Annotated in this window: 12 protein-coding genes and 1 tRNA gene; 3 read left to right on the top strand and 10 right to left on the bottom strand. The window is 44.6% G+C overall.

Going from position 1 to position 11,275, the window contains the following annotated elements:
* A partial coding sequence (locus C8R14_RS04710) for an IS3-like element ISNieu3 family transposase (RefSeq protein WP_110332566.1) occupies window positions 1–831 on the top strand: 831 nt, incomplete at its 5' end.
* 629 nt (window positions 832–1,460) lie between these two features.
* On the opposite strand, the gene cspE is transcribed toward C8R14_RS04710, so the two are convergent.
* The 7 genes from cspE to C8R14_RS04670 form a co-directional block, all read right to left on the bottom strand.
* Entirely contained in the window at window positions 1,461–1,664 is a 204-nt protein-coding gene (gene cspE, locus C8R14_RS04705; protein WP_011633429.1) for a transcription antiterminator/RNA stability regulator CspE, read from the bottom strand.
* A 704-nt stretch (window positions 1,665–2,368) separates the two neighbouring features.
* Window positions 2,369–2,445 (bottom strand) — tRNA-Ile (locus tag C8R14_RS04695).
* A 51-nt stretch (window positions 2,446–2,496) separates the two neighbouring features.
* Window positions 2,497–4,746, bottom strand: coding sequence for an RNA polymerase sigma factor RpoD (gene rpoD / locus C8R14_RS04690; protein WP_177165352.1), 2,250 nt, complete (start codon window positions 4,744–4,746; stop codon window positions 2,497–2,499).
* Window positions 4,747–4,927: 181 nt separating this feature from the next.
* Window positions 4,928–6,721: a DNA primase gene (gene dnaG, locus C8R14_RS04685; RefSeq protein WP_011633426.1), complete on the bottom strand. Its 1,794-nt coding sequence runs from the start codon at window positions 6,719–6,721 to the stop codon at window positions 4,928–4,930.
* A 94-nt stretch (window positions 6,722–6,815) separates the two neighbouring features.
* On the bottom strand, window positions 6,816–7,265 hold the full coding sequence (locus C8R14_RS04680; protein ID WP_011633425.1) for a GatB/YqeY domain-containing protein: 450 nt from the start codon (window positions 7,263–7,265) through the stop codon (window positions 6,816–6,818).
* Between the two features lie 31 nt (window positions 7,266–7,296).
* Window positions 7,297–7,509, bottom strand: a complete 213-nt coding sequence (gene rpsU, locus C8R14_RS04675; RefSeq protein WP_011110871.1) for a 30S ribosomal protein S21 — start codon at window positions 7,507–7,509, stop codon at window positions 7,297–7,299.
* A gap of 58 nt (window positions 7,510–7,567) precedes the next feature.
* A complete protein-coding gene (locus tag C8R14_RS04670; protein ID WP_177162447.1) occupies window positions 7,568–7,834 on the bottom strand; it encodes a hypothetical protein in 267 nt (88 codons plus the stop codon).
* Here C8R14_RS04670 and tsaD point away from each other — a divergent pair.
* Window positions 7,786–8,802 carry a tRNA (adenosine(37)-N6)-threonylcarbamoyltransferase complex transferase subunit TsaD gene (gene tsaD, locus C8R14_RS04665; protein WP_011633424.1) on the top strand — a complete coding sequence of 339 codons (1,017 nt, stop codon included), beginning with the start codon at window positions 7,786–7,788 and terminating at the stop codon, window positions 8,800–8,802. The genes C8R14_RS04670 and tsaD overlap by 49 nt on opposite strands.
* 17 nt (window positions 8,803–8,819) lie before the next feature.
* Here the strand turns inward: tsaD and plsY are convergent, their stop codons facing one another.
* Complete coding sequence (plsY, locus tag C8R14_RS04660) at window positions 8,820–9,422, bottom strand: glycerol-3-phosphate 1-O-acyltransferase PlsY (protein WP_011633423.1); 603 nt, start codon at window positions 9,420–9,422, stop codon at window positions 8,820–8,822.
* An 85-nt stretch (window positions 9,423–9,507) separates the two neighbouring features.
* Here plsY and C8R14_RS04655 point away from each other — a divergent pair, with 85 nt between their 5' ends.
* A complete protein-coding gene (locus C8R14_RS04655; protein WP_011633422.1) occupies window positions 9,508–9,861 on the top strand; it encodes a dihydroneopterin aldolase in 354 nt (117 codons plus the stop codon).
* Here the strand turns inward: C8R14_RS04655 and queC are convergent, their stop codons facing one another.
* Window positions 9,862–10,542 (bottom strand): 7-cyano-7-deazaguanine synthase QueC, encoded by a 681-nt coding sequence (gene queC, locus C8R14_RS04650; protein WP_011633421.1) that lies wholly within the window; start codon window positions 10,540–10,542, stop codon window positions 9,862–9,864.
* 21 nt (window positions 10,543–10,563) lie between these two features.
* A complete protein-coding gene (queE, locus tag C8R14_RS04645; RefSeq protein ID WP_011633420.1) occupies window positions 10,564–11,199 on the bottom strand; it encodes a 7-carboxy-7-deazaguanine synthase QueE in 636 nt (211 codons plus the stop codon).
* Window positions 11,200–11,275 lie beyond the last annotated feature (76 nt).

Here is an 11,275-nt window from a genome sequence, read left to right as displayed (position 1 = left end):
CTGATGTGCCGGCTATTGGGTGTCAGTCGCAGTGCTTACTATGACTATGAACAACGCCGCTGCAATTGCCCGGATGATCTACACCACAGGCAACTACTTAATGCTGTGCAGAATATTGCAAAATCATGCGATTACACCTATGGCAGTCGCAGGATGAAACGAGCGCTAAATGCCTTGGACTATCGGGTTAGTCGCTGGAAGGCGAGAAGACTAATGCAAGAAGCCGGGATACAAGTGAAACACCGGAAGAAGTACAAGGTGACGACGGACAGCAATCACCCGTTGCCAGTGTTTGAGAACCAATTGAATCGGCAATTTACGGTTGCCAGACCGGATCAAGTCTATGTTTGCGACATTACCTGCATTTGGACTCAGGAAGGCTGGCTGTATCTGGCGGTTGTCATCGATTTGTTCTCCCGAAAGGTGGTGGGCTGGAGTATGAGCTCACGGATGAAAGCAACACTGGTTTGTGATGCATTACGAATGGCGATCTGGCTACGCCGGCCACCGCCTGGCCTGATCGTGCATTCGGATCGTGGGTCGCAGTATGCTAGCAAAGCATACCGCAATCTACTGAAAGCATACGGTTTTATTGGCAGTATGAGTCGTCTGGGAAATTGTTGGGATAATGCGGTTGCGGAAAGTTTCTTTGGCAGCCTCAAGCAGGAACGCTGCCAATGGCGGCATTACCAAACCCGCCATGCAGCACAGCAGGATATTTTGCAGTATATCGCCGTGTTTTATAATAACCAAAGACTGCATTCATACCTGGATTACAAAAGTCCGAATCAATATGAAGCAGAAGCAGCAAAATCGATAAAAGCAGCTTAACTGAGGTGTCCGATTTTACTTGACCACGTTAATCCGGTTTCCAGAAGGGAGGGATCGTCCTTATGGCTGGAGTGTCACCGGTAATGTAAAAATGCCCCCCTGAATTAAGCTGGTCACTTTTTCTACAAGGTGGCCGCTATTGTTAACACAGGAGATGGCAATGACTATTAAGGTATTAAGAAGCAAAGGCACCTCCTGCGCCGAAGCTGTCTATCAAGGCACCTGTCTGGACAAAGCCAGATCCCGTCGCTATAAGAGATTAGCTCGTACCATCGTAGTAACTAACAGACAAACTGATCACAGAACTGAAAGTCTGGGCCAATACTTTACCACGTAGAATTGGCGGCCTTTGTGGAATGCTCTGAAGATCTTCAGGATCTACTCGTTACCGGTTGGACTGAGGTGGATGAGACCCCCTAGCTGGATGGATCACCCGGGGGGGGGGGGGGGGGGGGGGGGGGGGGGGGGGGGGGGGGGGGGGGGGGGGGGGGGGGGGGGGGGGGGGGGGGGGGGGGGGTGAATTACCTGCACAGATGGCAAGGAAGGGAATGGAAAGGTGGGGAATGTAGGGTAAACAGCAAAAAGCCCAGCTTCTTAAGGGCTGGGCTTTTTATCAGATCAAGTCTTAATCAGGGAGCTTGAATATTGGATGCTTGTTTACCCTTTTGACCTTGTGTCACATCAAAAGAAACTCTTTGACCTTCTCTCAGAGTCTTAAATCCATTCATGCTGATTGCAGAAAAATGCGCGAATAAATCCTCGCTACCATCATCAGGGGTAATAAACCCAAAACCTTTTGCATCATTAAACCATTTAACTATACCTGTCGTCATGTGAATACTCCTTTGTCAAAAAACGGAAAGGCTTCCGTAGAGCTATTTGAATCTAAGATTGCACATGGAATACCAACAGGAACACCAATAACTGCAAAAGCTTTGAAACAAATTCGTTATATAGTTACTTATACTCCAAATAGAACTGAAAGTCTATAAAATAAAAATCTGAGTTACCTCAAATCACCATTAATAAGTCACGCTTGCAACTGATTCAATTGACGATGGAAGCTAAGCAGGAGAAGCTAGCTGTCGCATCCTGAATGATTGTATGGTTTTTTATGAAAGAGATGGGGATGAGTTTTATACCATTCTTTCATGGCCTACATTGCTTTTTGATGTAAAACTCCTCGGATGATGGGTTTTTTTCCACCTATCAAGGTGTCCGGGCAAATTAGACTACTACAGCCAGTAAGAAGCTGGCATATATCACGCTGCGCGCACATTTTGATAAGGTCATCAGGGAAGCGGCCAGCGTAGATAAAGGCAAATTTCAGTTCCGCGATTTGTGTGCAAAAGCCGGGATCGATAAAGCAGAGTCTGCAGATGATATCAGACAGGCTCAAAAGCAACTGGGACACGCATCAGTCACCATGATGACGGAGATATATGTTCGGGAGAGAAAAGGTGACAAAACCACTCCAACGAAGTAGCGGTTTGCGGAAATAGTTATGGGTTATATAACCCATAACTATTTGATTGAATGGTGGGTCTGGTAGGACTTGAACCTACGACCAAGGGATTATGAGTCCCCTGCTCTAACCAACTGAGCTACAGACCCTGATGACAGAAGTTTTTGACAGCTTCTTTTTTCAATTTGATTAATATAGTATCAGGAATTTCCACTATCCAGGAAGCTGCGTAATCGGTCAGATCGGGCAGGATGCCTTAATTTTCGCAGCGCTTTTGCCTCGATCTGGCGAATTCGTTCACGCGTCACATCAAACTGCCTTCCTACCTCTTCTAGAGTATGATCTGTATTCATTTCAATACCGAAACGCATGCGTAAAACCTTTGCTTCCCGAGGCGTTAAAGAGTCCAGTACATCTTTTGTGACAGTACGCAATCCTGCATAAATCGCAGCATCGGCCGGCTCCATGGTAGAGACATCTTCAATAAAATCTCCCAAGTGAGAATCCTCATCATCACCAATAGGTGTTTCCATTGAAATTGGTTCTTTTGATATCTTAAGGATTTTTCTGATTTTTTCCTCAGTCATCTCCATTTTTTCTGCAAGTACTGCAGGTTCTGGCTCTTGTCCGGTTTCCTGCAGAATCTGACGGGAGATACGATTCATCTTGTTGATAGTTTCTATCATGTGCACTGGGATACGAATAGTACGTGCCTGATCTGCGATAGAGCGTGTAATCGCCTGACGGATCCACCATGTCGCATACGTTGAAAACTTGTATCCACGTCGATATTCGAATTTATCAACTGCCTTCATCAATCCGATATTACCTTCCTGTATCAGATCAAGGAACTGCAATCCGCGATTAGTGTATTTCTTGGCAATTGATATAACTAACCGCAAATTAGCCTCTGTCATTTCGCGCTTTGCACGTCGTGCTTTGGCTTCACCCGTCGTCATACGACGATTAATTTCCTTCAATTCCTTGATAGGAATACCAGCCTGTTCCTGAAGAGTAAGCATCTTTTGCTGCTGCTCCATAACAGCCGGGCGATAGTGCTCAAGAGATTGGCTGTAAGGCTGATTTGCATCCACTTCCGAGTTGATCCAGTCAATATTTGTTTCGTTACCTGGAAATGCCTTAATAAAATGATTTCGTGGCATTTTTGCCCGCACGACACACAATTCAGCAATTTTGCGTTCGCAGCTGCGAATATCATTCACAATAGCACGCTGTGTATCACACAATCTTTCAACCATCTTGGCCGAGAAGCGCATTGCCATCAGTTCGGCAGAAATTTTTTCCTGCAGCTGCTTATATTTCTTGTCTTGGCGCCCACCACCCTTTTTATCAATGATTTTTTTCATATCATCATAGGTTTGGCGTATCATAGCAAAACGCTCCAGCACCTCATTTTTCATCTTCAGCATATCGGCATTGGCCGAAGCGATTTGCTCTTCTTCAGTTTCATCCGAATCAAAGTCCTGATCCAGTGATTCTTCAGGCATTCCCTTGCCTATGATTTCCTCTGTATCGTCATCCAAGAAACCATCGACCAGCTCGTCTGCACGCAACTGGCCGCTTTCCACATCTGCAGCCAGCCCAAGTATGTTTTCTATAATCGTCGGACAGGCAGAAATTGCCTGGATCATATGTCTTAAACCATCTTCGATACGCTTGGCGATTTCTATTTCACTTTCTCGCGTCAACAACCCTACCGAACCCATTTCACGCATATACATCCGCACTGGATCTGTAGTACGTCCAAACTCTGAATCCACACTAGAAAGTGCCGCTTCCGTTTCTTCAGCCACATCCTCGTCAGCCACCGCCGTCGCTGTATCCGACATCAGCAAAGCTTCTGCATCAGGCGCTTCATCGTGTACCGAAATACCCATGTCATTGATCATGCTGATAATGCTTTCAATTTGATCAGCATCCAACATATCATCTGGCAAATGGTCGTTAATCTCAGAGTAAGTCAGATAACCGCGTTCCTTACCCTGCATAATTAATTTCTTCAAACGCATTCTGCGTAATTCAACATCATCGCCCGATGATATAGATACGGAGCTCCTGCTCAATTCAATAACCTGCTTCTCTGAAAGAAGGCTTTTATCTTTTTTGCTCACTTTGTTTTTTTCAGAAATATCATCAACGAGTTTCGACTCTTCCACTCCTGTTTCAGGCATCACCACATCCTGTCCGGGCGAGGCAGCTAGATCACCGCTGGACTTCGTTCCCTTGACAGATTTTTTCCTGGTGATCGCCTTCTTTTTAACAGATGCACCCCCTGATTTAGCCACAGAAATATCGCCAGCACCCTTAACTACCACTTCAATCTCATCATCGTGGACTGTAATAGGCGTTTTTTTACTTTTTGTTTCAGTCGTTTTTTGTGATGTAACCGTATTTTTTTTAGCTGATTCTGACACCTTTACTTTTGCCATGCAGAGCACCTATTAAGACTAAAGACGAAACAAACCGAAAGCTTTTAATTATATCAAATTTCTGACGCGCTTTTAATAGATGAACAAAAGTATCGCTTATCAACCAATCGCGGCAACACAATTTGATATACCCCACATTTTTTATTTTGATCACCTTGTAAAAGGTCCTGCACACCACAGCTCAAGAAAGTATCAATCGTCGCAACTCTTTTTTCTCTTCCGGAGTAAGTGATGCAAGCGGTCTATTGTGTAACTCAGCCACTCTCGACTTACGTTGAGCTTCTCGTAATCGCACCATTGCTCCAGTAAATTCAGCATCGATATCCCAATCTACATCTTTTACATGTATATCCCGGGCAATCTTTTCCAATAAAACACGATGCGGAGTTTGATCAAGATGCAACATGATTGCTACTGAATTCAATTCATCCATCGAAGTGCAGGAAGATGTTTTAAGAAAATCCACCAATGCAGCCAGCAGTGCCTTTTCCTCATTTTGACCATCATTTAATGCAAAAAGATCTGTATCCAGCTTATCCACATAAGCTGGAGTGTGCAGCAAAATCTGTATCAACCTTCGATATGGCGTAACCGATAAGGGCCTGGATACATTTGAACGAGATATGGAAGGCTGATTCTTCTTTCCGGGTTTCAGAAAAGCAATCAGCTGATTCTGATCCACTCCAGCTAACTCAGAAATACGCTTCATTAACATAAATCCAAATATAGGAGCATTAATCTGCACAAGCAGCGGTTCTGCCTGCTGAACCAATCGGGCACGTCCCTCACTTGTACTAAGATTCACACGGCTAGATAACTCTTTACAAAAAAACACAGATAGCAGCTGAGCTTTTTCCAGCAGATTTTTAAAAGCATCCTTGCCGTATTTGCGAATATAGCTATCTGGATCTTCTTTATCCGGTAGAAATAAGAATTTGATATCCTTCCCATCTTTGAGTTGCGGCAAACTGGTTTCTAATGCTCGCCAAGCAGCTTTTGTACCGGCTTCATCTCCATCAAAACAAAAAACCACTTCATCCGTATAACGTAAAAGCTTCTGGATATGCGTAGACGTCGTTGCCGTACCTAAAGTTGCCACTACGTTTTCAATGCCGTGCTGCACCAGCATTACAACGTCCATATAACCTTCTACGACGACTACCCGACCTGATTTTCGGATTGCCGGACCGGCTGATACCAGATTATAAAGTTCGCGTCCTTTGATAAATAACGGAGTTTCCGGCGAATTGAGGTACTTCGGTTCACTCCCATCCAATGCTCGTCCGCCAAACCCTATTATTCTCTTTTTAAGATCGAGAATAGGGAACATGATCCGATGACGGAAACGGTCATAGTTTTTTTTGCTTTCATGAGCAACGATCAAACCTGATCGCACCAGCGCATGACTGGAATCACCTGACGGATAATCCGTAAAGATCTCAGCCAGATTTTGCCAGCCAGAAGGTGCGTATCCGATTCCGAAATGCAAAGCGGTCTGCCCTGACACCCCTCGATCTTTCAAATAAGCAATCGCCAACTCTGATTGTTTGAGTTGCACACGATAAAACTTTGCAGCCTGCTCCATCCGCCCATACAAATCAGATGATGTCTGTATAACCTCATCAAATCTCACTTCATTCAATGAAGTTTCACCTGAATCGGATGCTTTTGAATTAATGTTCTTCCAAGCAGGAATTTGCATACCAGCATGCGCCGCGAGACTTTCCACTGCTTCGACAAAACTGACTCCACTATGTTCCATCAAAAAATTAATGGCATTGCCGTGCCTGCCACAACCAAAGCAATGGTAAAACTGCTTGGACGAATTTACAGTAAATGACGGGGTTTTTTCATTATGGAAAGGACAGCACGCTGTAAAATTTGCACCGGCCTTTTTGAGTTTAAGATGTCTTGCAACAATATCGACAATATCGATACGATCCAACAATTCCTGAATAAATGGCTGCGCAATCATTTATGGGTAATAAATCTCCGATAAAAGACCACTCGGAGCACACCTCTTCTGAAGTATGCCTGCCTGGAACAGGTATTAGCCGGTTAGCTTCAACTTAATTTGATGCGATTTTTTCCTTTACCAGCTGAGATACCCTTCCCATATCTGCCCGACCTGCAAGCCTTGACTTAAGCAGCGCTATGATCTGCCCAATTTTTGGTGACCCACTTTCTCCAAGTGAAGTAATCACTTCGTTTATCATAGCATCCAGCTCAGCATCACTTAGTGCTACAGGCATATACACCTGTAGAACCTCTACCTCAAATTTTTCGATATCCGCCAAATCTTGACGCTGTGCCGCTTCATATTGCGAAATGGAATCCCGACGCTGCTTAAGCATTTTCTCTATCACAGCAACTACGGCACCATCGTCCAGCTCAATCCGCTCATCAACTTCTTTTTGTTTTAAGGCAGCTTGCAGCAAACGTAACGCATCTCGACGCTGCACGTCCCCTGCACGCATTGCCGACTTCATATCCTCGGTTATTTTTTGCCTTAATTTCATTAAATGATGAAACCCAGGAAAACAAATGGAATCAATACAATTTGGGTGGCAACATCTGACTACGTAACCGTTTATAGGTACGTTTTACTGCCGCAGCATGTTTACGCTTACGCACCGCTGTGGGTTTTTCATAAAATTCCCGTGCGCGCAACTCGGTCAGTAAACCTGTTTTTTCAATAGAACGTTTAAAACGCCGCATTGCAATTTCAAATGGCTCATTTTCCTTGACTTTAACAGTAGTCATAAAGTAATAATTCCTTTCGGTCTCCTTTGATTGTTTTCCATATCACACAAAGCAAAAGTTAATCGGTTTGCCCTGCAGTTAAAACTAAGTTATAAACCTGACTGATTCCTTGTTTGAATAATGAAGCAACGCAAGTTCGCTCCAAACCAGCCTGCTTTTTCCAAAGCCTGTTTGCCCAACCAGCCTCGAAAAATCCCGCTAGTTTAACATCAATCATTTTTTTTCCAAAAGAAAGTTTGATCACTACAAAAAATATTTCCCACCAAAAATCCCAAAATGCTCGTATTAGGTATTGAAACTTCATGTGATGAAACAGGCGTGGCACTCTATGACACCCGTCGAAAATTGCTTGGCCACGCTCTGTACTCTCAAGTTGACATGCATCGTGATTATGGTGGTGTTGTGCCGGAACTCGCATCACGTGATCATATCCGTCGGGTATTACCCCTTGTCACACAGGTATTAGAACAAACGAATACTTCTCTGGAAACTATTGATGCAATTGCCTATACCCAGGGTCCGGGACTTGCGGGAGCGTTATTGACAGGTGCGAGCATTAGCAATGCACTAGCTTTTGCACGCAACATCCCTGTATTGAACATCCATCATCTTGAAGGCCATCTTCTTTCCCCACTTTTATCTGATCCGGCGCCTGATTTTCCGTTTGTGGCGCTGCTTGTATCCGGAGGACACACTCAATTAATGCACGTAAAAGGCATCGGGCAATACAAGCTATTAGGTGAAACGGTGGATGATGCCGCAGGAGAAGCATTTGATAAAACTGCAAAACTATTGGGCTTGGATTATCCGGGTGGAAAATTGCTCGCAGACCTGGCAACCCAGGGCCAACCAGGAAGATTTAAACTCCCACGCCCCATGCTTAACAGTGACGATCTGAATTTCAGTTTTAGTGGATTAAAAACAGCCGCAGCTTTACTCATTAATAAACAAAAAGCAAATACTCAAACCCGTGCCGACATCGCGCTTGCTTTTGAAGATGCGGTTACTGACGTACTGGTAAAAAAATCTATCGCTGCTTTAAAAATTACCAGACTGCAACAACTGGTCGTAGCCGGCGGTGTAGGCGCAAATAGCCGTTTACGCCAAAAACTGCGACATCATCTGGTAGGAACGGGTATTGCCGTCTTCTTTCCTGAGCTAGAATTTTGTACTGATAACGGTGCAATGATCGCCTTAGCCGGCGCATTACGCTTGCAGCAGCTCAACGAAAAACCACCTGGATCAGATGGCAGCTTTACCATCAAGGCTCGCTGGAACCTGGAAGATTTATGAGAATATGCAGCTTGAAATTAGCTACTTTTGCCTATCCTTGTTTCCTTGCCGGCGATCAAGTTAGCAATATTCGATTGATGCTTTAATATCAATAGTATGGATATGATGAGCACAGTTATTGTCAGCATTTCTTTCTGCAATAAAAAATAAGTGTACAACGGTGCAAGCAGAGCTGACAATAAGGCAGACAATGAAGAAATACGCGAAACCAATGCAACGATTATCCAAGTTAATATAGCAAGAATACCTAACCACAGATTTAATCCTAACAGTATGCCTGCCGATGTGGCAACGCCTTTTCCACCCTTAAACGCAAGAAAAATCGGAAATAAATGTCCCAGAAATACTGCAAGTGCTGCGCTGGCAATGACCTCATCACCTAATCCCAGAACATTACCCAAATATTTAGCGACCACAACCGCTACCCAGCCTTTACCCGCATCTCCCAATAATGTTACTGCCGCTGCCACTTTCTTACCGGTACGCAATACATTCGTTGCTCCGGGATTACCAGAACCGTAACTACGCGGATCCGGAAGCTTGAATAACCAGCTTGCAACAACAGCAAAAGAAATTGAGCCTAGCAAGTAGGCAGAAAAAATCAGAATCACCGTAATCATCAAAACTTTTATATTCCAATAAATAAACTAAAATTGTGCAACCCGGGTATTACCCGTAACCCCCAAGCCAACCCGGAGTCTGTCCATGGATATCATCTTTCTCAAAGAATTCAGAATAAAAACCTTGATTGGCATTTATCCGTGGGAAAAAAAAATTCCGCAGACCATCGAATTAAACCTTGAGATTGCTTTGCCTTCTCAACAGGCTAGCAAGACTGATCATATTGAAGATACGCTGGATTACTCACAAATCGCGTATAAAATTAATTCAATGCTCGATCAGCAACATTTTTCTTTACTTGAAACGCTCACAGAAAATATTGCTCAGATGATTCTTAACGAATTTGGCTCACCCTGGGTAAAAGTCAGTGCAGCAAAACTGGATGTTATTCAAGGGGTGAAACAGCTTGGTATCTGCATCGAGCGCAGTCGATTGTAATCATCGTTTGTCCTGGTAGTATGTTGGGTCGGGAATATTTGCCGCTGCAAAACCAGCTCGGCGGATATGGCACGCATCACACTGACCGCAAGCCCACCCGCTTGCATCTGCCTGGTAACAGGAAACAGTCATACTGTAATCTATTCCAAGCTCCAGGCCGCGACGAATGATGTCATGTTTGGGCAGATTAATTAAAGGAGCATGCACCTTTAGAAGATTGCCTTCTCTTCCTGCTTTTGTGGCCAGATTCGCCATTTTCTCAAAAGCATCAATATAATCCGGCCGGCAATCAGGATATCCAGAATAATCAACAGCTGTTACACCGATGAAAATATCCTGGCTGCCCAGCACCTCCGCCCATGCCAGCGCCAGCGACAACATAATGGTGTTTCGGGCCGGAACATAAGTGGCTGGAATTCCTCGATTGGTGCCATGTATCGGAACAGTAACAGAAGGATCGGTCAGCGCAGAGCTGGCCAGAACAGTCAAATCCAGCTTGAGAAACTGATGTTCACAAACCTGGAGTAATTGACCAATTCGCGTTGCAGCAGCTAGCTCGGCAGCATGACGCTGACCATAATCAACACTGAGTGCGTAACAGGCAAACCCATTTCCCCTGGCAATAGCAAGTGTTGTAGTGGAATCCAGCCCTCCTGATAACAGCACAACTGCTTTTTTCATGAATCAAACCCGTCTACTGTTTTATCGCCCGACACACTCCCCCCAGAGCAACTTATGTAGCTGGAATTGCAAACGAACCGGCAATCTATCTTGTAATATCCAAGCCGCCAGCGCTGCGGGATCAAGCTGGTTATAAACCGGGGAGAACAAAACCGGGCAGATGTTAGCTAACTCCAGCGTCAGGAGTTTTTGCATCGCCCAGTTATAATCAGTCCGATCACACAATACAAATTTTATTTCATCATGAGCAGTCAGGCAGTCGAGGTTATTCCAGTAATTTTTTTCCATCTCACCAGAACCTGGTGTTTTGATATCCAGAATTCTCGATACACGCGTATCTACTCGTGAAATATCCAGTGCTCCGCTGGTTTCAAGAGAAACGGAATATCCTCGATCACACAAAGCTGTCAGCAGAGTCAGGCTGTCGGCTTGAGCTAACGGCTCCCCTCCCGTAACAGTGACATAATGCGGAGAAAACGAAGCCACTTTGCGCATGATTTCACTGATATCCATACTTTCGCCACCAGAAAATGCGTAGCTGGTATCGCAATATCCACAACGTAACGGGCAGCCGGTCAGGCGGATAAATACCGTGGGCAATCCCATCCGGCTTGTTTCCCCCTGAAGCGAATAGAAAATTTCCGTAACTCGTAACATCGGATCCTAACGGGACTGGAACATTCCCTCTGCTTGCCAAAAGGAATTTAAAAATGAGTAGAACAAGTTGTGCTAA

Origin of the sequence: Nitrosomonas eutropha (genome assembly GCF_003201195.1) — a bacterium.
Taxonomy (GTDB): Bacteria; Pseudomonadota; Gammaproteobacteria; order Burkholderiales; family Nitrosomonadaceae; genus Nitrosomonas; species Nitrosomonas eutropha.
The sequence above is the reverse complement of the archived record's forward strand: the minus strand, read 5'-3'. Positions and strand labels throughout refer to the sequence as shown.

Excerpts from the sequence above, each read along its gene's own strand:
- cspE (WP_011633429.1), bottom strand. The coding sequence starts at position 1,664 with ATGACGACAGGTATAGTTAAATGGTTTAATGATGCAAAAGGTTTTGGG.
- rpoD (WP_177165352.1), bottom strand. The coding sequence starts at position 4,746 with ATGGCAAAAGTAAAGGTGTCAGAATCAGCTAAAAAAAATACGGTTACA.
- dnaG (WP_011633426.1), bottom strand. The coding sequence starts at position 6,721 with ATGATTGCGCAGCCATTTATTCAGGAATTGTTGGATCGTATCGATATT.
- C8R14_RS04680 (WP_011633425.1), bottom strand. The coding sequence starts at position 7,265 with ATGAAATTAAGGCAAAAAATAACCGAGGATATGAAGTCGGCAATGCGT.
- rpsU (WP_011110871.1), bottom strand. The coding sequence starts at position 7,509 with ATGACTACTGTTAAAGTCAAGGAAAATGAGCCATTTGAAATTGCAATG.
- tsaD (WP_011633424.1), top strand. The coding sequence starts at position 7,786 with ATGCTCGTATTAGGTATTGAAACTTCATGTGATGAAACAGGCGTGGCA.
- plsY (WP_011633423.1), bottom strand. The coding sequence starts at position 9,422 with ATGATTACGGTGATTCTGATTTTTTCTGCCTACTTGCTAGGCTCAATT.
- C8R14_RS04655 (WP_011633422.1), top strand. The coding sequence starts at position 9,508 with ATGGATATCATCTTTCTCAAAGAATTCAGAATAAAAACCTTGATTGGC.
- queC (WP_011633421.1), bottom strand. The coding sequence starts at position 10,542 with ATGAAAAAAGCAGTTGTGCTGTTATCAGGAGGGCTGGATTCCACTACA.
- queE (WP_011633420.1), bottom strand. The coding sequence starts at position 11,199 with ATGTTACGAGTTACGGAAATTTTCTATTCGCTTCAGGGGGAAACAAGC.